The 19,407-nt window shown below is 70.8% G+C and carries 21 protein-coding genes; 12 read left to right on the top strand and 9 right to left on the bottom strand.

The window, feature by feature from the left end; all coding sequences use genetic code 11:
• Positions 1 to 3: 3 nt before the first annotated feature.
• On the top strand, positions 4 to 648 hold the full coding sequence (locus AB0M63_RS33720; protein ID WP_366022023.1) for a GNAT family protein: 645 nt from the start codon (positions 4 to 6) through the stop codon (positions 646 to 648).
• On the opposite strand, the gene AB0M63_RS33715 is transcribed toward AB0M63_RS33720, so the two are convergent.
• A complete protein-coding gene (locus tag AB0M63_RS33715; RefSeq protein WP_366022022.1) occupies positions 624 to 1,565 on the bottom strand; it encodes a LysR substrate-binding domain-containing protein in 942 nt (313 codons plus the stop codon). The two genes, AB0M63_RS33720 and AB0M63_RS33715, sit on opposite strands and share 25 nt — an antisense overlap.
• Before the next feature lie 50 nt (positions 1,566 to 1,615).
• Between AB0M63_RS33715 and AB0M63_RS33710 the strand changes: the two genes are divergently transcribed.
• Positions 1,616 to 2,191 (top strand): alpha/beta hydrolase, encoded by a 576-nt coding sequence (locus tag AB0M63_RS33710; protein WP_366022021.1) that lies wholly within the window; start codon positions 1,616 to 1,618, stop codon positions 2,189 to 2,191.
• Here the strand turns inward: AB0M63_RS33710 and AB0M63_RS33705 are convergent.
• Positions 2,169 to 3,413 (bottom strand): MFS transporter, encoded by a 1,245-nt coding sequence (locus AB0M63_RS33705; protein ID WP_366022020.1) that lies wholly within the window; start codon positions 3,411 to 3,413, stop codon positions 2,169 to 2,171. The genes AB0M63_RS33710 and AB0M63_RS33705 overlap by 23 nt on opposite strands.
• Before the next feature lie 139 nt (positions 3,414 to 3,552).
• Between AB0M63_RS33705 and AB0M63_RS33700 the strand changes: the two genes are divergently transcribed.
• The gene (locus tag AB0M63_RS33700; protein WP_366022019.1) at positions 3,553 to 4,482 is read left to right on the top strand and encodes a phytoene/squalene synthase family protein; all 930 of its coding nucleotides are present in this window, start codon (positions 3,553 to 3,555) and stop codon (positions 4,480 to 4,482) included.
• 37 nt (positions 4,483 to 4,519) lie between these two features.
• On the opposite strand, the gene uppS is transcribed toward AB0M63_RS33700, so the two are convergent.
• Entirely contained in the window at positions 4,520 to 5,257 is a 738-nt protein-coding gene (gene uppS / locus AB0M63_RS33695; RefSeq protein ID WP_355921034.1) for a polyprenyl diphosphate synthase, read from the bottom strand.
• Positions 5,258 to 5,429: 172 nt separating this feature from the next.
• Between uppS and AB0M63_RS33690 the strand changes: the two genes are divergently transcribed.
• The 3 genes from AB0M63_RS33690 (at position 5,430) to AB0M63_RS33680 (ending at position 8,080) form a co-directional block, all read left to right on the top strand.
• Complete coding sequence (locus AB0M63_RS33690; RefSeq protein WP_366022018.1) at positions 5,430 to 6,524, top strand: polyprenyl synthetase family protein; 1,095 nt, start codon at positions 5,430 to 5,432, stop codon at positions 6,522 to 6,524.
• A 75-nt stretch (positions 6,525 to 6,599) separates the two neighbouring features.
• Positions 6,600 to 7,205, top strand: coding sequence for an ABC transporter ATP-binding protein (locus AB0M63_RS33685; protein WP_355921028.1), 606 nt, complete (start codon positions 6,600 to 6,602; stop codon positions 7,203 to 7,205).
• Between the two features lie 32 nt (positions 7,206 to 7,237).
• Entirely contained in the window at positions 7,238 to 8,080 is an 843-nt protein-coding gene (locus AB0M63_RS33680; protein WP_366022017.1) for an ABC transporter permease, read from the top strand.
• A gap of 60 nt (positions 8,081 to 8,140) precedes the next feature.
• On the opposite strand, the gene AB0M63_RS33675 is transcribed toward AB0M63_RS33680, so the two are convergent.
• The 3 genes from AB0M63_RS33675 to AB0M63_RS33665 all read right to left on the bottom strand — a co-directional run bounded on the left by AB0M63_RS33675 (position 8,141) and on the right by AB0M63_RS33665 (position 11,361).
• On the bottom strand, positions 8,141 to 8,941 hold the full coding sequence (locus tag AB0M63_RS33675) for a sugar phosphate isomerase/epimerase family protein (RefSeq protein ID WP_366022016.1): 801 nt from the start codon (positions 8,939 to 8,941) through the stop codon (positions 8,141 to 8,143).
• A gap of 17 nt (positions 8,942 to 8,958) precedes the next feature.
• On the bottom strand, positions 8,959 to 9,891 hold the full coding sequence (locus AB0M63_RS33670; protein ID WP_355921019.1) for a bifunctional helix-turn-helix transcriptional regulator/GNAT family N-acetyltransferase: 933 nt from the start codon (positions 9,889 to 9,891) through the stop codon (positions 8,959 to 8,961).
• 168 nt (positions 9,892 to 10,059) lie between these two features.
• The gene (locus AB0M63_RS33665) at positions 10,060 to 11,361 is read right to left on the bottom strand and encodes an MFS transporter (RefSeq protein ID WP_366022015.1); all 1,302 of its coding nucleotides are present in this window, start codon (positions 11,359 to 11,361) and stop codon (positions 10,060 to 10,062) included.
• A gap of 55 nt (positions 11,362 to 11,416) precedes the next feature.
• Between AB0M63_RS33665 and AB0M63_RS33660 the strand changes: the two genes are divergently transcribed.
• The gene (locus AB0M63_RS33660; RefSeq protein ID WP_366022014.1) at positions 11,417 to 12,196 is read left to right on the top strand and encodes a helix-turn-helix domain-containing protein; all 780 of its coding nucleotides are present in this window, start codon (positions 11,417 to 11,419) and stop codon (positions 12,194 to 12,196) included.
• Between the two features lie 70 nt (positions 12,197 to 12,266).
• Here the strand turns inward: AB0M63_RS33660 and AB0M63_RS33655 are convergent, their stop codons facing one another.
• A complete protein-coding gene (locus tag AB0M63_RS33655) occupies positions 12,267 to 13,298 on the bottom strand; it encodes an NAD-dependent epimerase/dehydratase family protein (RefSeq protein WP_366022013.1) in 1,032 nt (343 codons plus the stop codon).
• A 43-nt stretch (positions 13,299 to 13,341) separates the two neighbouring features.
• Between AB0M63_RS33655 and AB0M63_RS33650 the strand changes: the two genes are divergently transcribed.
• Entirely contained in the window at positions 13,342 to 13,842 is a 501-nt protein-coding gene (locus AB0M63_RS33650) for an NUDIX domain-containing protein (protein WP_366022012.1), read from the top strand.
• Between the two features lie 2 nt (positions 13,843 to 13,844).
• Here AB0M63_RS33650 and AB0M63_RS33645 read toward each other — a convergent pair whose 3' ends face one another.
• Positions 13,845 to 14,891, bottom strand: a complete 1,047-nt coding sequence (locus AB0M63_RS33645; RefSeq protein ID WP_366022011.1) for a LacI family DNA-binding transcriptional regulator — start codon at positions 14,889 to 14,891, stop codon at positions 13,845 to 13,847.
• A 262-nt stretch (positions 14,892 to 15,153) separates the two neighbouring features.
• On the opposite strand from AB0M63_RS33645, the gene AB0M63_RS33640 reads away from it, so the two are divergent.
• From AB0M63_RS33640 to AB0M63_RS33625, 4 genes are all read left to right on the top strand, one after another.
• Positions 15,154 to 16,311 carry a Gfo/Idh/MocA family oxidoreductase gene (locus tag AB0M63_RS33640; protein WP_366022010.1) on the top strand — a complete coding sequence of 386 codons (1,158 nt, stop codon included), beginning with the start codon at positions 15,154 to 15,156 and terminating at the stop codon, positions 16,309 to 16,311.
• Entirely contained in the window at positions 16,308 to 17,459 is a 1,152-nt protein-coding gene (locus tag AB0M63_RS33635) for a dihydrodipicolinate synthase family protein (RefSeq protein WP_366022009.1), read from the top strand. The genes AB0M63_RS33640 and AB0M63_RS33635 overlap by 4 nt, the downstream gene beginning before the upstream one ends.
• A 35-nt stretch (positions 17,460 to 17,494) precedes the next feature.
• The gene (locus tag AB0M63_RS33630) at positions 17,495 to 18,295 is read left to right on the top strand and encodes a sugar phosphate isomerase/epimerase family protein (RefSeq protein ID WP_366022201.1); all 801 of its coding nucleotides are present in this window, start codon (positions 17,495 to 17,497) and stop codon (positions 18,293 to 18,295) included.
• 272 nt (positions 18,296 to 18,567) lie between these two features.
• The gene (locus tag AB0M63_RS33625) at positions 18,568 to 18,924 is read left to right on the top strand and encodes a hypothetical protein (protein WP_355920995.1); all 357 of its coding nucleotides are present in this window, start codon (positions 18,568 to 18,570) and stop codon (positions 18,922 to 18,924) included.
• Positions 18,925 to 19,019: 95 nt separating this feature from the next.
• On the opposite strand, the gene AB0M63_RS33620 is transcribed toward AB0M63_RS33625, so the two are convergent.
• On the bottom strand, positions 19,020 to 19,397 hold the full coding sequence (locus tag AB0M63_RS33620) for a DUF937 domain-containing protein (protein ID WP_366022008.1): 378 nt from the start codon (positions 19,395 to 19,397) through the stop codon (positions 19,020 to 19,022).
• Positions 19,398 to 19,407: the final 10 nt, after the last annotated feature.

The following is a 19,407-nucleotide window of genomic DNA, read 5'->3' as shown; positions in this document are numbered from 1 at the left end:
CACGTGGGTTTCGAACTGGACGCTCCGGTGCTGCGGGGCGACTTGGTGCGCCTGGAGCCACTGGACCACCGGCACGCCGCCGAGCTGGCGGTGGCGGCGGAGGAGAGCCGGGGGTCCTACGCGTTCACCTGGGTCCCGAGGGCGCACGAGGTGGACGCGTACATCGACGCTCAGTCGGCCCGCGCGGCGACGGGGCAACTCGCCCCGTACGCCCAGGTGTCGACGGCCACCGGGAAGGCGGTCGGCGCCACGGCCTACTGGGAACCCCGTTCCTGGATCAGCGATGCCCGACTCGACGCCATCGAGGTCGGGTTCACCTGGCTGGCCGGCTCCGCCCAGGGCACCGGCATCAACGCCGAGGCCAAACTCCTGCTGTTCCGGCACGCCTTCGAGGAGTGGCGGGTCTCCCGGGTCGATCTGAAGACGGACGCCCGCAACAGCCGCTCACGGGCGGCGATCCAGAGCACCGGCGCCCGCTTCGAGGGCGTGCTGCGGAACTGGTCGCGGTCCTGGGCACCGGGGGAGGAGGGGCGGTTGCGGGACTCCGCGATCTTCTCGATCACGGCGGCGGAGTGGGGCGAGTGCAGGGCGAAGCTGGAGGCGCGGGTGGCCGGATTCACGGTTCACCCGCCAACTGCCCACGCCTGACCGGCCGTTCGGAGCTGGTCGCGCACCACGCCCAGCACCGCGTCCCCGTCCGAGCCCGCCCGCACCGCCGCGAACACGTTCCGCGCCGCCGGCTCCCCGGCCGTCTCCAGCACCACCACCCGGCGCCGCACGTACAAGTCCCGCACCAGGCGCGGAATCAACGCCACCCCCTGCCCCGCCTCCACCAGCGCCGCGAGCGCACCCCAGTCGTTCACCGCGTGCCGTACGTCCGGTGTGAACCCGGCCGCCGCGCACACCGAGCGCGCCACCGCGCCGCAGCAGCTCTCCGCCGCCCCCACGATCCACGCGTCCCGTGCCAACTCCCGCAGCCCCACCGGCCCTTGGCCGACGAGCCGATGGCCGGCGGGTACGACGAGATCGAGCACGTCGGTGAACAGGTCCTCCCTGCTGTACCGGTCGTCCGTGTGCGGCGGCGCCTTCGCGAAGTCCACCGCCACCGCCACATCGACCTGCCCGGAGTCGAGCGCGGTGAACAGGTCCGGCGGCTCCGCCTCCACCACGTCCACCCGCACCTGCGGCAGCCGTTCCCCCAGATCTCGCAGCACCGGAGGCAGCAGCCCGAGGATCCCGCTGGAGAAACAGCCCACGGTCACCGACCCGCGCCCGCCCTCCCCGTACGCCGCCAAGTCGGCGCGCGCCCGCTCCAGTTGGGCGGCGATGGCATCGGCATGCGCCAGCAGCACCCGGGCCTGACCGGTCAGCCGTACGCCCCGCCCCTCGCGTTCGGTGAGCGGGACCCCCGCCTCCCGGGCCAGGGCCGCCAGTTGCTGCGACACCGCCGAGGGGGTCAGCCGCAGGGCCTCGGCCGTCCTCGCCAGGCTGCCCCGGCGCTGGAGTTCCCGCAGGACGGTCAGGCGCCGTAGGTCGATCGTGAAGGTCCCGCTTACCTGTTCCACCCCAAAAGATTAACTTGATCGACAGGGTGGGACGCGGCGAGGATCGGCACATGACCGCCTACCTCATCCTCCACGGCTGGCAGAACCACCGCCCGAAGGGCCACTGGCAGCACTGGCTCACCGACCGGCTCCGAGCCCTCGGCCACGACGTCGACTATCCCCAACTGCCCGATGCCGACGACCCCGACCTGGAGGCGTGGCTCGCCGAACTGCGCCGCCGGCTCGACCTCGGCGGGCCGCGGGTCGTCGTCGCGCACAGCGCCTCCGTCCTGCTGTGGCTGCACGCCGTCGCGCGCGGGCTGGTCGGGGACGGCGACGTCGACCGGGTACTGCTGGTCGCACCGCCGTCCGCCTCCGTCGTCGTAGGGCATCCCGAGATCGCCGAATTCGCCCCGCCCGCTGGGGAGTTGACGCTCCCCGGAGTGACCCGGCTGGCCGCCGGTGACGACGACCCGTACTGCCCGGAAGGCGCCGGAGCCGTCTACGGCGACCCGCTCGGCATCCCCACCGAGATCATCCCGGGTGCGGGGCACCTCGACCTGGACGCGGGGTACGGCCCCTGGCCCGCCGTGCTGGAGTGGTGCCTGGACGAGACGACGAAGCTCACGGCTCGACCGTCGGCGTAGCGGGGTCGGCCGCCCGCAGCTCGGGTGTGCTCGCGCCCACGGTCAGCACCGCCAGCACGCACAACAACCCGCCGGTGACCATGGCCGTAGCCCCGGAGGTCGCGCCCGCGACCAGGCCGCCGCGCAGATTGCCGAGGTTGGGGCCCGCCTGGCCGACGATCTGTTCGGCGGCGGAGACCCGGCCCAGCAGGGCGTCCGGGGTGTGCGTCTGGACGATCGTGCTGCGGGAGACCACCGAACAGGCGTCGGCCCCACCGGCGAGCGCGAGGCAGCCGAGGCCCGCCCACGGGTTCGTCATCAGGCCGAAGGCCGCCAACGCGGCGCCCCAAGTGCTCGCGCCGAGCAGCATCACCAGACCGGGACGGCCGAGCCGGGTGACCGCGCCGGAGAACGCGGACGCGGTGATGCCACCGACCGAGATCGCCGAGAGGAACAGGCCCAGGGTGCGTGGACTGCCGCCGAACCGCTCGGAGTTGATCAGCGGGAAGAGGCTGACCGGCATCGCCAGCACCGTGGCCGCCAGGTCGGTGAGCAGCGCGCCGCGCACCACCCGGTGGCCGGCCAGGAAGCGCAGGCCGTCGAGGATCCCGTGCAGTCCGGCCCGCGACGGCTCGCCCTCGGGCGGCAGCGCGGGCAGGCCGAAGGCGCCGTAGAAGGCGATGAGGAAGGTGAGCGCGTCGACGAGGTAGCAGGCGCCGATGCCCGCCCAGCCGATCAGCAGGCCGCCGAACGCGGGGCCGACGAGCATCATCGTGGTGAACGACATCGTGTTGAGCGCCAGGCCCGCCGCGACCTGGTCCTTCGGCAGCAGCCGGGGTATGAACACACCCGACGCAGGGCCGCCCACCGCGCCGAACCCGGACTGCGCGGCGATCAGCGCGAGCACGCCGAGCACCGGGACATGACCGGTGAACCCCTGGACGGCCAGCAGCAGCGAACAGACCGCCTGCGCCACCGTGTTGAAGAGGAAGATGCGCCGCCGGTCACCCCGGTCCACCCACGAACCGGCGAACAGACCGACGACCACCATGGGCACCGCGCTCGCCAGCCCGACCCCACCGGTCCAGACCGTGCTGCGGGTCATGTCCCAGACCTGGTACATGACGGTCACCGCGGTCATGAACGAGCCGAGCACGGACACCGTCCGCCCGATCAGCAGCCGCCGGAACACCGGTGACGTCCGCAACGGCCGGATGTCGATCAACGTACGGGTGAGGCTCATGACCGGGACGAGGGCACGACGGGGCGGCGGAGAGCGGGGCGCGGGGGCATCGGAGCACCTTACAAGAGAGGGGAGTGACCCGGGTCGGCCAGCGGCGTTGCCATGAGGCAGGCGTTGCTGACCGAAGGGCGGATACCGAATGCTGGGTGACCGGAGTGCTCTGGACCGGGCCGGGATCACTGATCCGGTGCTGCGGGAGGCGTACCGGTTGTGCGGCCGGTTGCTGCTGGCCTTCGACGGGCGTGCTGACTGGGCGGGTACGTTGCTGCTGCCCCCGGACAAGCGACCGCACATCTGGGCCGTTTACGCGGTTGCCCGGTGGGCGGATCAGTTGCTGGACAGCGGGGACCCCCAAACGCGCGCCGACCGGTACGAGGTGTGGCGTCAGCGGATGCTCACCGATCTGCGTCGCGGCCAGTGCGCCGATCCCCTGGGGCAGGCGTTCGCCCACACAGCGGAGGTGTACGCGTTCGATCTCGATGACGTCGAGACGATGCTGGACGGGTGGCTCGTGGATCTGGAGGTGCGCGAGTACGCCACCTGGCAGGAGCTTCGCGAGTACGCCGAGGGGATCTGCGGGTCGTTCGGACGCATGGTTCTGCGGGTGATGGAGCCGACCCACGCCCGAGCCGACCAGGCCATGGACGAGCTTGGCGTGGCCTTGCAGTTGGCCAACATCGTGCGGGATGTCGCGGAGGACCTCCGCCGGGGTTGGATCTACCTGCCGGCCGAGGACCTGCGGCGTTTCGGCGTGACCCATGACGAGCTGCGCGCGGCCCGGCCCACGCCTCGACTGCGCGGTCTGATCCGCTTCGAGGTGCGGCGCGCCCGTGAGTTGTTCGCCCGCGGGGTGGAGGTCGCCGAGCTGGTTCATCCCCGTTGCGAACCGTTCGTGTGGGCGGTCGTCGAGCACTACCGTGTCATGCTGACCCAGGTCGAACGGCAGGGTTACGACGTCTTCACCCGCCCGACGGCTCTGGGTACGCGAGGGCTGGCCTCGTTCGCCTTCCAGGTGGGGGCCCGGTCGTGGCCGAGGACGGTGCGGGCGGCGGCGGCCACCCGGCGGTGAGCGGCCCGGGATCCTGGAGCGTCGGAATCCGGTGCTGTCACTGCCCGTAGCGGCGGCTGCGGGACGCGAAGTGGGCGAGCGCCCGCTCGAAATGGTACTCGTCGAACCCCGGCCAGCCCGTCTCGCAGAAGTACAGCTCGCTGTAGATGGACTGCCAGGTCATGAAGTCGGACAGACGCTGTTCGCCGGAGGGCCGGATGATGAGGTCCGGGTCGGGAAGCCCGCCGGTGTAGAGATGCCGGGCGAGCATGTCCTGAGTGAGCCCGGCCCGCGCCTGCGTGATGCCCTCCGGGGTGGACAGCAGCACTCGCAGGGACTGGAGGATCTCCTCGCGTCCGCTGTACGCGAGGGCGATGTTCACCGTCGGCCCGCTCACCGCGTGGGTGGGGTCCACCGTGTCCCGTAGCTGCCGCACGATCCGGTCGTCGAGCAGATCGATCCGGCCGATCAGCCGGATCCGCCAGCGGGTCTCCCGGGCGAGCTGCCGCAGCGTCACGGCCACCGCCCGCAGGCTGGCGGCGACGGAGTCGTCCTCGCGCCGCAGGTTGTCCAGGGACACCGCGTACAGCGTCACGACGTCGATTCCCGCGGCGTCGCACCAGCCGAGGAACTGCCGGGCCCGGTCGCCTCCCCGCAGGTATCCCCAGGCGCAGTCGCGGCCCTCGGCTCTGGCCCAGCGGCGGTTTCCGTCCAGGATGACGGCGATGTGCCCGGGCACCGGGCCGCTGCGGTCGCCGGGCCGAGGTGTGCTCCGGCGGCTGGAACCAGTCGTCATGGAGCGTCATCGTAGGAGCGGCGATCAGTGATCAACCGCGACGCGCCCGCCCCGTACGAGGGGCGCGCGGGGGCGCGCGGAAGCGTAAGCCGCGGCGTGTTCCACGGCGATGGCAGTCTGGCCACCGACATCCCTGAGGACACGAGATGACGGAAAGACGGCCTGATCGCAGATGAACAGCAGTGCCCCCACCGCCTTGCAGCGTGCCGCCGGTCACCAGCGGCGATTCGACGCGGCCTTCGAGAAGTACTTCGCCGAGCTCGCCGACGACATGGACGGCTCGCGGCTGGGTCGCTTCACGCCCCGGTGTCTGCACCTGCTGGCGGAGTTGTCGCTGCGCGGCGGGAAGCGGATCCGGGTCGCCCTGCTCTATGAGGCGGCCCGCCTCGTCACGGCGGAGGAGGAGCCGGAGGCCGAGGTCCCGGGGCTGCTGGAGGCGGCGCTGAGTCTCGAACTCCTCCACAGCCACGCGCTCGTCCTTGACGACATCATCGATGACTCGCCCTTGCGCCGTGGCGGCCCCTCGACGTACTACGCGCTGCGCGAGGACCTTCCTCAGAACCCGCAGACCGCGCTGGGACTGGCCATGATGACCGGTGATCTCGCCGGTTTCCTGGCCCTGCGCGAGCTGTTCCGGGCCGACCTCCCCGCCGATCGCAGACAGGCCATGATCGACGTACAACTCGGCGTGACGACGGACACCGTCATCGGCCAGATCCTCGACCTCGAACGCGACGTCACCCCGTCCGCCGACGAGGCACTGCTGGAGACGGTGTACGAATACAAGACCACCCGCTACTCCATCCTCGCCCCCCTGCGCCTGGGCCTGCTGGCCGCGGGCGAGAAGCCGGCCGAGCACGAGGAGAGCCTGCGCCGCTACGCCGGCCTGGCCGGCCTCAGCGGCCAACTGCGTGACGACTACCTCGACCTCTTCGGCGACCCGGACATCACCGGCAAGCCCCTCGGCGCCGACCTGCGGGCCGGCCGCGTCACCCACCTGGTCCGTGACCTGCTCGCCGCCACGGACGGGGACGACCACGCCACCGTCAGGTCCGCTCTCGGGAACCCCGACCGCACCGCGCGGACGATCGACCGGATCCGTGACATCGCCTACCGCCACGAGGTACACACCCGCCTGCAGTCGGCCATCGACCGGCACGCCGAGGCCGCCTCCGCCGAGGCCGCGACCTGGCGCCGGCACTGGCGCGAGGACGCCGTCGCCGTCTTCGAGCAACTGCCGGCGTGGAACACCCGAAGGACCCGGTAGCCCCCGTGTCCGCCCTTGACCGCCGAGCGTTGAAGACGCGGCGGATCAAAGGAAGTGGACCAAGGAGGACGGACGTTGGAAGTACGGGGCCTACGGCACGCCTACGGCCGGCGCGACGTCCTGCGCGGCATCGACCTCGACCTGCGGCCGGGCCGGCTGTCCGGGATCGTCGGCGAGAACGGCGCCGGCAAGTCGACGTTGCTGAAGATCCTGGCCGGTGAACTGCGGGCGCGGGCCGGAACCGTCCGCTACCCGGGCCGCTTCGGCTACTGCCCGCAGGACGTGGTCCTCAACGACGCCCTCACCGTCCGCCAGCACCTGCGGTACTTCAAGGCGGCCTTTCAACTGCCCGATCTGAAGCGCGCGGAGGAGGTGATGGACGTCCTTCACTTCTCCGAGTACGCCGACGAACGCGCCGCAGTGCTCAGCGGCGGCACCCGGCAGAAGCTGAACCTGACCCTGGCGCTCATGCACGATCCCCAGGTCCTGCTGCTGGACGAGCCCTACCAGGGTTTCGACTGGGACACCTACCAGCGCTTCTGGGACCTGGCCGCCCGCCTTCGCGACGCCGGCCGTTCCGTCCTGGTCGTCTCCCACCTGGCCTACGACATCGAACGCCTCGACGAGCTCTGGCACTTGGAGGGCGGCGTCCTGCGCCCGTATGAAACGGCGACGGCATGAGCGGCATGAGCGGCATGAACTCGATGAGCTCCATGAGACGACACCTGACCCTGTACGCGACCGCCGCCCGTTACGACCTGGTCGAGCACAGCCGAAACCGTTTCGCCATGCTGCTGATCGTCGTCTACATCCCGCTGTGGATCTCGCTCGCCTACGTCTCCATCCCGGACCGGCCCGCGCCACTCCGCCTGCGCTCCACCGGAGAACATCTGGCACCGGCCGGAAACGAACTCACCCAGATCACCGGCGCCATCATGGCGGTCACCCTGATCACGGGCTTCATGATGTTCGCCGCCACGTTCACCGGCCATCGCTTCGACCGCCGCCTGGCGATGGCCGGTTACCCCCGTTTCCACCTCGTCACCGCCAAGGCCACCTCACTCACCCTCACCTCCGCCTTCGTCGCCGTCTACGCCACCGCCGTCACCCGCCTCTTCTGGACGCCCGAACAGACCCTCCAGCTCGCCGCCGCCCTGTTCTGCGCCGCCCTGACCTACGGGGCGATCGGCGTCATCCTCGGATCCGTCCTGCACCGGGAGGTCGAGGGTATGTTCGCCCTGGTCATGATCAGCGTCCTCGACGACCTCCTGCCCAACCCCATGTGGAGCTCCGGGGCCGACAGCTCCTTCATCCGCTTCCTGCCGACCTACGGCACCTCCCAGGCGGCCACCGCCGCGGGCTTCTCCATCACCCCGACCCCGGCCCACCTCGCCCTCGAACTCGTGTGGTTCACGGGCGCGACCCTCCTGGCCCTCCTCACCTTCCACCACCGCACGCGCAACGCCCATCCCAAGATGCGGCGGTCCGGGGGCGACGCGGTGACGGCGACACACCTCAGTAGGCCGGTTGCCGTCGAGCCCGAAAATCTGCACTGAGACTCGGTCGGCTGCGACTCATGCGGTTCCCAGCAACCCCACCCCCGCCCACGATGTGATTCAGGCAGAGTCGTTGAGCAGCCGCGCCAGATGATCGTGACCGGCGGCCAGCAGACCGTCCAGCGGGGCGGCGGCCTCGTACCACCGCTTCTCGTACTCCCAGCACAGCCAGCCGTCCCACCCGTGCCGGGCCAGCACCTCCACGCACTCGGCGAGCGGCAGCACACCCGCCCCGAGCGGCAGCGGGGTCGTGTCCTCGGCCGACGCGATGTCCTTGACCTGCACATATCCGAGATACGGGCCCAGCGCGGCAAACGTCTCCGACGGCTGCTCACCGCCCAGCCAGGTGTGCATCACATCCCAGAGGGCGCCCACATTCCGGTGCCCGACCGGCCCGAGCACGCGGAGCGCGTCCGCGCCGGTGCGGTGCGAGTCGTGCGTCTCCAGCAGGATCCGTACGCCGAGGTCGGCACCCCACTCCGCCGCTGTGCCCAGTCGCCGCGCGGCCGCGGCGTCGCCCTCCGCCACCGGCTGCTCGGTGCCGCCACCGGGAAAGACCCGCACGAAGGGCGCGCCCAAGTCCCGCGCCAGCTCCAGGAGTTCACGAACCTCCGCGAGTACGACCTCGTCGTCCCCCGGCGCGGCCACCCGCGCATACCCGGCGAGGCCCAGGACTTCGACCCCGGCCGCCTTGAACTCGGCGACCACGTCGGCCCGTTGGGCGGAGTCGATACCGGGGTGCACGGGCTCCTCCGGGTGCGCGCGCAACTCGACGCCGTGATAGCCGTGCGTGACGGCGAGGTCCAGTACGGCGGGCAGCGGGAGCCCGGGGACACCGAGGGTGGAGAACGCGAACTTCATGGTCAAAACCCTACTCGTCACTCGCCCGTCGTGTGCAGGTCGAGACGCCAGTCCTGGCCGACGAGATCCTGCCCGAAGGAGCGGTGCGGTTTCTCGGCGCTGAGGACGAAACCGTGCCGCTGGTAGATGCGGCGGGCGGCGCCGAGGATGTCGTTCGTCCACAGCACGAGGTCCCGATAACCGACTCCGCGCGCGAACTCGACGACCGCGGACACCAGTTGGTCCCCGATCCGCAGCCCGCGCGCGTCGGGCTCGACGAGCAGCAGCCGCAGCCGGGCGGTACCGGGCGCCTCGTCCCGCACGCACATCACACACCCCACCGGCCGTCCGTCCAGCTCGGCGATCCACACCCGCTCCAGATGCGGATCGTGATCCTCGGCGAAATCGGCGACGATCCGGGCCACGAGCCCCTCGTAGTCGGCGTTGAAGTCGTACTCGGCGGCATACAGCGCCGCGTTCCGCTGCACGATCCACCCGAGATCACCCGGCCCCGGCTCCCGCAGCACGACATCCTCGGGCCGCGGCCGGCGCCCGTCCGACAGGATCGCCCGTACGGTGTGCAGCGCCTCGGAGAGCCGGGGCCGGTCGGCGGCCGGCACGGTCGCGAGCAGCGCCCCGACGGATTCGTCCGCCCGCTCGGCCAGCAGCCCGGCGGTCTCCCGCCCCCGCACGGTGAGCGCCACCTCCCGCCGCCGCGGATCCCGCTTCGAGGGCCCCCGCTCGATCAGCCCGTCCTGCTCGAACCGGTTCAGGATCCGGCTCAAGTACCCGGCGTCCAGCGACAGTTCGGTACGCAGATCGGCCGCGTCGGTGTGCGGGGCGTGCGCGAGTTCGTACAGCACGCGGGACTCGGTGAGGGTGTACGGGGCGTAGAGGTGGCGGCTGTAGTCGAGGGCGCCGATGACGTTCGTGTAGAAGCGGTTGAAGGAGCGGATGTCCTGGACGGTCATGGTCGGTTCCCGGTGCTCGCTCAGGGTAGTTGACTCAGTCAGAGGTATTGCGGTTCTGACCGTAGTCCTCCGGGGTGCGCGAGGCAACGGCCCAGGCCCACCAGAACCCCGGACATGCGTGCAGGGCTACGGCCGGTCGCGTCCACCTGCCGTGCGTGGTGGCCCGCTCTACGGCTGCGCGGGAGGGGGTGGCGTCGGCGTGACGTCGTAGCGCCAGAACGGCCGTACCAGCAGCGCGCCCGCGAGGACGACGACCACGCACAGCAGCGAGCTGCCCGTCCATGCGAGGCCGAAGCCCGTGGTGGAGGCCATGGCGCCGGCGCGTAGGTCTCCGAGGCGGGGGCCGCCCGCGACGACGACGGTGAAGACGCCTTGCAGGCGGCCGCGGAGGGCGTCGGGGGCGTAGGTCTGGAGGATCGTCTGGCGGTAGACCGCGCTGACGAGGTCCGCCGCTCCGGCGGTGGCCAGCAGGGCCGCGGCGGCGAAGAGGTGGTGGACGGTGCCCGCGAGGGCGACGGCCGCCGCCCAGGCGATCACGGCGACGGCGAGCGCCCGGCCCTGGCGGCGCACGCGTCCGATCCATCCGCTGAACAGCCCCGCCGCGACCGACCCGATGGCGATGGCCGAGTACAGCAGCCCCACCCCGCCGCCGAAGCGGGTCTGTGCCGCCGCCGGGAACAGCGCGGTCGGCATGGCCAGCGTCATCGCCGCGATGTCGACCGCGAAGGACATCCACAGCACCGGGGCGGCGGCGATGAACCGCAGCCCGTCGAGGACCGAGCGCAGCCCGAGCGTGCCGGTCCCCGAGCCGGTCGGGACGACCGGGGGCAGGCGGAGCGCCGAGTAGAGGAGGAGGGAGAACAGGACGGCGTCGGCGCCGTACGCCCAGCAGTAGCCGTTCGGCAGCGAGATCAGGACGCCCGCGATCAGTGGTCCGGCGACCTGCCCGACATTGCCGGCGGTGAAGTTCAACGTGTTCGCGGCGGGCACCAGCGGGGTCGCGACGATACGGGGGATGATCGCGTCCCGCGCCGACGACGACACGGCGAAGGCGCCGGCCTGGACGGCGACGAGGCCGAGGATGAGCGGGACCGAGCGCACCCCGGCGACCGCCTGGAGCAGCAGGGCCAGAGTGATCACCCAGGTCGCACACGCCGACGCCAGGTACAGGGTCCGGCGGTCGAAGCGGTCGGCGACGGCACCGCCGTAGAGGCCGAAGACCACGAGCGGCACGAGGCCGGCGACTCCTGTCAGGCCCACGGCCAGCGACGACCGGGACAGCGCGTAGACCTGGACCGGGATCGTGACGCTGGTGACCATGGCCCCGATGTAGGAGGCGCTCTGTCCGACCAACAGGCGCCGGAAGACCGGGAGTTCGAGTGGACGGGTGTCGAGCGCGGCACCGCGCAGCCCGGAGGCGAGGCGGGTCTTCAGCGCGGGCGGGGGCGTGGGCGGGGAGGTCGTCGGCATGGTCATCACGCTGGCAGGACGGCTCGGTGCCGCGCTTCCGTTATTCTGCCGTCATATGTCGGAAAACAGCCAGGCGGTCGAGGCGGAGGAGCCGGGGGCGGAGCCCAGGGACACCACCCACGCCCACCTCGCCGGTGACGTCATCGGCCGCCACCGGCACGGCTACCACCAGCTTCTCTACGTCAGCGCCGGCGTGCTGGCCGTGCAGACGGGCGAGGCATCCTTGGTGGCGTCCAGCGCGCGTGCCATCTGGCTTCCGGCGGACATGTGGCATCAGCACCGGGTGTACGGGCACAGCTCCGTGCACACGATCGGCTTCGCCGCCCACGACGCTCCGCTGAGTTCCGGGACGCCGGTCGTGGTGGCTGTGGACGCCCTGGTCCGTGAACTGATCATCGCGTGCAGCGAACCGGACCTCCCGGAGCAGGAGTCACGCCGCCTGCGCGCCGTCCTGCGGGACCGGCTACGGCGCGCCCTGGTGGAACCGCTGACGCTTCCCACCCCCCACAACTCCCTGCTGCGGCAAGCGTGTTCACTGGTCACCGACGACCTGAGCCAGCCCCGCACCGCCACCTGGCTGGCCCGCCGCATCGGCGTGAGCGAACGCACCCTGGCCCGGCTGTTCAGAACCGAGTTCGGCATGACGTACCCGCAGTGGAGGACCAACGTCCGCGTCTTCCACGCCATGGTCCTCCTCGCGGAGGGAGCGACCGTCAGCGAAACGGGCCACCAGTGCGGCTGGGCCACGACCAGCGCGTTCATCGACACGTTCAGCCGGACGATGGGGCAGACGCCGGGAACTTATCGGATCGGGCCTGGTAACCCGGCCGGTTGAACTCCGCGAAGTCTGACGCGAGCACGGGGACGAGCAGAATCGATCCGGCTCCGTATCCACCCCCACCTCCTCACCCTCCCGCCTGTCCCGCCCGCCCTGTGAGAAACGCATCCTCGGCCGCGTAGTCCAAGTACTCCTCGAAATAGCCTGCGTCGGCAGGTGGTTCACCCTTTCCCGCCGCCAGCCAGTCGAGCACGGGCGCGATGGTGGTCGCATACGTACCCGCCGGCTGATAGCCGAGCGTCGTTGCGGCGGAGGTGTCCAGGACGATCGGGTGCGGGGAGTCCCAGGGGGTGCGGCCCAGTTCAGGCGGTGCCGTGTCGTCGAGCGGGATCTCACTCCAGGCGTGGCCGAAGTGTTTCGCGATCGTGCGGCAGATCTCCCGTGCGGTCGGTGCGTCCGGGTCGGCGGAGTTGAGGACGCGGGTGCCGGGCTTTTGGGCGACCGTCTCGATGAGCGCGGCGAGGTTCGCGGCGGCGTTGGCGTGGACGACCCCGGCGCCCCGATGGGCCAGTGGCAGGGTCGTACGGCCGTCCAACACCCGTTTGACGACGGCCCATTCACGCGCCGGGGACGCCCCGATTCCGTGGATCCGCGAGGGACGCAACACGCTGATGGGCAGCCCGCTGTCCAGCGCCACCTGCTCGGCGGCGACCTTGTTCGGGCCGTACCCTTCGCGCGAACGGCGGTCGATGTCGTCGCGCGGCGTCAACGTCGGCTGGGACTCCCGGATCGGCCCTTCGAATCGTGGCGCAGTATCCGAGTTGACGTGATGTCCCACGGAGTCGACGTACACGGCCCGGCTGGAGATCACCACGGTGGAAGTGGCGTTCGAGGCCAGCGACACCAACGACCGCGCGTCGGCCGCGGTGAAGCAGAGACAGTCGACGAGCAGATCCGCACCGGCCCCGAAGGCTGCCCGCAGTTGCCTGTCATCGGTTCGGTCTGCCGCGATGAACTTCCCACCGGCGACGGTCAGTTCGGTCGGCATGCGGGCCGGGTCCCGCCCGGTGACCGCCACCTGCCAGCCGCCCGCCAGTAGACGCAGCGCAACGGCCCGCCCGATCAGACCGGTTCCGCCGAGGAGCAGCGCACGAGGCATGGTCGGATCGTAGAGCAACCCGGTCGACGAAGGGACACCAGCCGTGGCTCAGCGGACAACCGACGACCAGCCCAAAGCCCTACCGCCCGCCCTCGAATCCATGACCCTGCTGGTCGCCGCCGTCATCGTCCACGACAAGGCCACCAACCGGGTTGTGCTCCTCCAGCGGAGCCAGAACGCCAAGTTCGCCCAGGGCATGTGGGACCTCCCCGTCGGCAAGAGCGAGCCCGGCGAGCCCATCACGCAGACCGCCGTACGCGAGCTGTACGAGGAGACCGGCCTGACCGTGAAGCCGGAGTCCCTCAAGGTCGCTCACGTCATCCACGGCGCCTGGGGCGTCGAAGCCCCCAACGGCTTCCTCACCATCGTCTTCGCCACCCATGAATGGACCGGCGAACCCGAGAACCGCGAGCCACGCAAGCACGACCAAGTGCGCTGGGTCGGTACCGAGGTGATCCCGGACGCGTTCGTGGAGACCACCGCCAGTGCCCTGCGCGGTTATCTGTCAGGCGGGGACCAGGTCTCGCTCGACGGTTGGAACTGAACCTACTTCCGCGGCGCCCCCGAAGACCCCCGAACCATCAACTCCCCCCGAACCGTGGCGATCCCACCCGGCGGCGGCTCCTCCCGCCCCATCGCGATCCGCCCCGCCCGGGCCCCCGCCTCCGACAACGGCAACCGCACCGTCGTCAGCGAAGGCACCGCGTCCACGCTGAACGGCAGATCGTCGAAGCCGGCGACCGAGACGTCGTCCGGGATCCGCAGCCCCGACTCGCGCAGGGCCGCGCACGCGCCCATCGCGACGGAGTCGTTCGCCGCGACCACGGCCGTCAGGGACGGGTCCCGCCGCAGCAGCTCCAGCGTGGCCTCGTAGCCCGAGCGGCGGTCGTAGCGTCCGTGGACCGTCCAGCGGGGGTCCTCGTCGATCCCGTGCAGGGCCAGTGCCTCCCGGTGGCCCTCCAGGCGGTGCCGGGTGGTGGTGCGTTCCTCCGGGCCCGCGATGTAGCCGAGGCGGCGGTGGCCGAGGCCGATGAGGTGTTCGGTCAGTTCCCGGCCGCCGCCGCGGTTGTCGAAGGTCAGCGCGAACGCCCCCGTGTCCGGCGCCGGAGGCCGGCCGCACAGGACCACCCGGGTCCCGGCCTCGCCCAGCTTCCGCAGCTTGGCCGCGACCGCCGCCGCGTGCGGGGCGTTCTCCATCGCACCGCCGGTGAGGACGACGGCCGCCGCCCGCTGGCGTTGCAGCAGGGTCAGATAGGTCAGCTCGCGCTCCGGGGAGCCGCCGGTGTTGCAGACCACCGCGAGCCGTTCACCGCCCGCCCGGCCGCCCGGTCCGCCGATCTCGGACTGGATCGCGCTCGCCATGATCCCGAAGAAGGGGTCGGCGATGTCGTTGACCAGGATGCCGACCAGGTCGGAGGTGGCCGCCGCGAGCGCGCTCGCGGGACCGTTGAGGACGTAGTCGAGTTCGTCGACCGCTCGCAGCACCCGCTCACGGGTGGTCGCCGCGACCGGGTAGTTGCCGTTCAGTACGCGCGACACCGTCGCGGGGGAGACCTGGGCGCGGGCCGCCACGTCCGCCAGGGTCACCGTCATGTCGTTCGTCCTCCGGTCGCGCGTCTTGTCGTACGTACGCCATGTAGGCGTCTGTGCACAGGTTGCTCAAAGAAAGCCTGTCGGCCGCTCATAGAAAGCCCCCTGCCGAGCAGACGATAAGGCCATCCACCCCTACCGTTCGCCCCCTCGAACAACTCGACCCCATCACGGTCTTGTACAGACCAGTGTGCAAAGGCTAGCTTCTGCGTAGATAGAAAGCGCTTGCTGCGTCGCTGGGACGCACGCGGACGAAGGGAAACACGTGACACGCAAGACGGTGCGTATCGCCATGAACGGCGTGACCGGGCGCATGGGCTACCGCCAGCACCTCGTCCGCTCGATCCTCGCGCTGCGCGAGCAGGGCGGGCTGGACCTCGGTGACGGCACGGTGCTGTGGCCGGAACCGATCCTCCTCGGCCGGCGCGAGTACGCGCTGAAGGCGCTCGCCGAGCAGCACGGGCTGGACCCGGAGAACGTCTCCACGGACGTCGACGCGGTCCTCGCCGACCCGACCGTCGAGATCTACTTCGACGCCCAGGTCACCTCGGCCCGCGAGGAGGCGCTCAAGAAGGCGATCGCGGCGGGCAAGCACATCTACACCGAGAAGCCGACCGCGACCGGCCTCGACGGCGCCCTGGAGCTGGCCCGGCTCGCCGACGCCGCCGGCATCAAGCACGGTGTCGTCCAGGACAAGCTGTTCCTGCCGGGTCTGCTGAAGCTCAAGCGGCTCATCGACGGCGGCTTCTTCGGCCGGATCCTGTCCATCCGCGGCGAGTTCGGCTACTGGGTCTTCGAGGGCGACTGGCAGACCGCCCAGCGCCCGTCGTGGAACTACCGTTCCGAGGACGGCGGCGGCATCGTCGTCGACATGTTCCCGCACTGGGAGTACGTCCTGCACGAGCTGTTCGGGCGGGTCAAGTCCGTGCAGGCCATCACCGCGACCCACATCCCGCAGCGCTGGGACGAGAACGGCAAGCCCTACGACGCCACCGCCGACGACGCCGCCTACGGCATCTTCGAACTCGACAGCGGCGCCATCGCCCAGATCAACTCCTCCTGGGCCGTCCGCGTCAACCGCGACGAACTCGTCGAGTTCCAGGTGGACGGGACAGAGGGTTCCGCCGTCGCCGGGCTGCGCAACTGCCGGGCCCAGCACCGCAGTTCCACCCCCAAGCCGGTCTGGAACCCGGACCTTCCCGTCACCGAGGTCTTCCGCGACCAGTGGCAGGAAGTGCCGGACAACACCGACTTCGACAACGGCTTCAAGGCCCAGTGGGAGCTGTTCCTCCGCCACGTCTACGCCGACGCCCCCTACCACTGGGACCTGCTGGCCGGCGCCCGCGGCGTCCAGCTCGCCGAGCTGGGGCTGAAGTCCTCCGCCGAGGGCCGCCGCTTCGAGGTTCCGGAGATCACGCTGTGACCATCCAACTCCCCGACTCCAAGGGCGGGTTGCGGGCCTACGAGCCCCGGCCCGAACCCTTCGCCGTCACCACCGGCACCCCCTTCACCTCCCGTACGGTGTTCTCGGCGGCGCACGTCGTCGCCGACCCGTTCGCCGACACGTCCCCCGACTCGGCCGCCGCCGTCGACTGGGACGCCACCCTCGCCTTCCGCCGCCACCTCTGGTCGCACGGGCTCGGGGTCGCCGAGGCGATGGACACCGCCCAGCGCGGGATGGGCCTGGACTGGGCGGGCGCGGCCGAGCTGATCCGCCGTTCCTCCGCCGAGGCCAAGGCGGTCGGCGGCCTGATCGCCTGCGGTGTCGGCACCGACCAGATCACCGGCGGCACCCTGGCCGACGTACGGGCCGCGTACGAGGAGCAGTTGGCCCTCGTCGAGGCGTCCGGCGCGCAGGCCATCCTGATGGCGTCCCGCGCGCTCGCGGCCGTCGCCAAGGGGCCCGAGGACTACCTGGAGGTCTACGGCCATCTGCTGCGCCAGGCCACCGAGCCGGTCGTCCTGCACTGGCTCGGCCCCATGTTCGACCCGGCACTTGAGGGCTACTGGGGCTCGTCCGACCTGGACGCGGCCACGGACACCTTCCTCGACGTCATCGCGGCCCACCCCGACAAGGTGGACGGCATCAAGGTGTCGCTCCTGGAGGCTCAGCGGGAGATCGACATCCGGCGCCGGCTGCCGCAGGGCGTCCGCTGCTACACCGGCGACGACTTCAACTACCCCGAGCTGATCGCGGGCGACGAACAGGGCTTCAGCCACGCCCTGTTGGGGATCTTCGACCCGCTGGGCCCGCTGGCGGCGGAGGCGGTCCGCGTCCTGGACACCGGGAACGCGGCCGGATTCCGTGAACTCCTCGACCCCACCGTCGAGTTGTCCCGCCACCTGTTCCAGAAGCCGACCCGCTTCTACAAGACCGGCGTGGTGTTCCTGGCCTGGCTCGCGGGCCACCAGACGCACTTCACCATGGTCGGCGGCCTCCAGTCGGCCCGCTCCCTCCCGCACTTCGCCCGCGCCTACGAACTCGCCGACGGCCTGGGCCTGTTCCCCGACCCGAAGCTCGCCGAGGAACGGATGAAGAACCTGCTCGCCCTGTACGGAGTGACCCAGTGAGCAATCCCGAGTTGGCGCGCTTCTCCATCAACCAGATGACGGTGAAGCAGCTCAGCATGCCCGAACTGGTCGACGCCTGCCTGGAGTTGGGCGTACCGGGCGTCGGCCTGTGGCGGGAGCCCGTCCAGGCCTACGGCGTCGAGGAGACCGCGAAGCTGGTCGGCGACGCGGGGCTCACCGTGACAACGTTGTGCAGGGGCGGTTTCCTCACGGCGATCGACCCGGCCGAGCGCGCCCGCGCCCTGGACGACAACCGCCGGGCCGTCGACGAGGCGGCCACCCTCGGCACGGACACCCTCGTCCTGGTGTCGGGCGGTCTGCCGGCCGGCTCCAAGGACCTGCACGGCGCGCGGGAGCGGATCGCCGACGCGCTGGGCGAGTTGGGGCCCTACGCCGAGGAGCGGGGCGTACGGCTGGCCATCGAGCCGCTGCACCCGATGTACGCCTCCGACCGCTGTGTGGTCTCCACGCTCACCCAGGCCCTCGACCTGGCCGAGCGGTTCCCCGCCCAGCAGGTCGGCGTCACGGTGGACACCTACCACATCTGGTGGGACGACCGGGCGCCCGAGCAGATCGCCCGGGCGGGCGCGGGCGGCCGTATCCACACCTTCCAGCTCGCCGACTGGACCACACCGCTGCCCGAGGGTGTCCTCAACGGCCGCGGCCAGATCGGGGACGGCTCGATCGACATGCGGGAGTGGAAGTCGTACGTCGAGGCCGCCGGATACACCGGCTCCATCGAGGTCGAACTGTTCAACGACGGCCTGTGGGCCCGGGACGGACGCGAGGTGCTGGCGGAGACGGCGGCGCGGTTCGTGGAGCACGTCATTCGGTAGCCGGAATGTGAGAGTCACCTTCACACAGCTCCTTTTTATAAATGCAGATCACGGGCCGCGCGGTGCGCGCAATTCCTGTGAACGACCTGTCGATTTACGTTTTCCGTAGCCTTCCGGAACCGTATCTCCCCAGGTCGTGTCTATAGGATCGTGCTCGCCGCGGGGCCGGGAGAAAGCCCGGAAACGCGGTAGGCCGGGCTTTCTCCCGTATGAGAGAAGCCTGAGAGCTGCATAAGAGAAGTAATTCTCTGAATCAAAACAAGGAGTTATCTGTGAACGTCCGTATCGCCGCCGTATCCGTGGCCTCCGCCGCGCTCGTCGCCGTCGGCGCCACCTCCGCCTTCGCCGCGCCCGCCCCGGCGCCGAGCATCACCCTCAAGGCCAACCACACCACCGTGAAGCTCGGTGACGTGGTCACCTTCACCGGCAAGACCACCGGTCTGAAGGACGCCGGCAAGGTGACGCTCCAGGTCAAGAGCGGCAAGACCTGGAAGTCCCTGCCGGTGACCGCCAAGGTCAACCGCGGCGCCTACAAGCTGACCGACAAGTTCCAGAAGAAGGGCGTCGAGGTCCTGCGCGTCAAGGACGGCGCCACCGTGTCCAAGGCGGTCTCGGTCACCGTCCGCTGACGCCGGCCGAACCGCTGACACACCCCTGAGCCCTGCCCCACCCCGTCCGATCCGGGGTGGGGCAGGAGGTCAGGAGTATGCCGTACCCGCCCGATCTATTTCTTCGCCGCCCGTTTCGTCAGCACGGTCAGCACCACCGGGACCAGCATCTCGACGACCCGTGCGACGGCCGCCGGCGGTAGCCCCGTCCTCCTGGCCACCGCGTTCGCCACCGGCTTCGCCGCCTTGGCCAGCACCCCCGCCATCAGCCCGCCGGTCGCGAAACCGCCCAGCGTGGCCACGCCCTGGAGCGGAGCCTCCTGAGGCGTCTCGACGGCCGCCGCCTCGCCGGACAGCGCCGACGCGGTCGCGCCGACCACGTCCAGGGCGCCCGCCTCGTCCGTACCCAGCACGTCCGCGATCTCCTGGACCCGGTCGTCGCCCAGCTCGTCGAGGACGTCGTCGCGGAAGGTCGTAGCAGCGTCTTCGCTCATGCCTGAAACG

The organism is Streptomyces sp. NPDC051576 (assembly GCF_040681835.1).
Classification (GTDB): domain Bacteria; phylum Actinomycetota; class Actinomycetes; order Streptomycetales; family Streptomycetaceae; genus Streptomyces.
The sequence above is the reverse complement of the archived record's forward strand: the minus strand, read 5'-3'. Positions and strand labels throughout refer to the sequence as shown.

Bases quoted from the DNA above. Each gene is read 5' to 3' on its own strand.
- AB0M63_RS33710 (WP_366022021.1), top strand. From the start codon at position 1,616: ATGACCGCCTACCTCATCCTCCACGGCTGGCAGAACCACCGCCCGAAG.
- AB0M63_RS33705 (WP_366022020.1), bottom strand. From the start codon at position 3,413: ATGAGCCTCACCCGTACGTTGATCGACATCCGGCCGTTGCGGACGTCA.
- AB0M63_RS33700 (WP_366022019.1), top strand. From the start codon at position 3,553: ATGCTGGGTGACCGGAGTGCTCTGGACCGGGCCGGGATCACTGATCCG.
- uppS (WP_355921034.1), bottom strand. From the start codon at position 5,257: ATGACGACTGGTTCCAGCCGCCGGAGCACACCTCGGCCCGGCGACCGC.
- AB0M63_RS33690 (WP_366022018.1), top strand. From the start codon at position 5,430: ATGAACAGCAGTGCCCCCACCGCCTTGCAGCGTGCCGCCGGTCACCAG.
- AB0M63_RS33680 (WP_366022017.1), top strand. From the start codon at position 7,238: ATGAGACGACACCTGACCCTGTACGCGACCGCCGCCCGTTACGACCTG.
- AB0M63_RS33675 (WP_366022016.1), bottom strand. From the start codon at position 8,941: ATGAAGTTCGCGTTCTCCACCCTCGGTGTCCCCGGGCTCCCGCTGCCC.
- AB0M63_RS33670 (WP_355921019.1), bottom strand. From the start codon at position 9,891: ATGACCGTCCAGGACATCCGCTCCTTCAACCGCTTCTACACGAACGTC.
- AB0M63_RS33665 (WP_366022015.1), bottom strand. From the start codon at position 11,361: ATGCCGACGACCTCCCCGCCCACGCCCCCGCCCGCGCTGAAGACCCGC.
- AB0M63_RS33660 (WP_366022014.1), top strand. From the start codon at position 11,417: ATGTCGGAAAACAGCCAGGCGGTCGAGGCGGAGGAGCCGGGGGCGGAG.
- AB0M63_RS33655 (WP_366022013.1), bottom strand. From the start codon at position 13,298: ATGCCTCGTGCGCTGCTCCTCGGCGGAACCGGTCTGATCGGGCGGGCC.
- AB0M63_RS33645 (WP_366022011.1), bottom strand. From the start codon at position 14,891: ATGACGGTGACCCTGGCGGACGTGGCGGCCCGCGCCCAGGTCTCCCCC.
- AB0M63_RS33630 (WP_366022201.1), top strand. From the start codon at position 17,495: ATGACGGTGAAGCAGCTCAGCATGCCCGAACTGGTCGACGCCTGCCTG.
- AB0M63_RS33620 (WP_366022008.1), bottom strand. From the start codon at position 19,397: ATGAGCGAAGACGCTGCTACGACCTTCCGCGACGACGTCCTCGACGAG.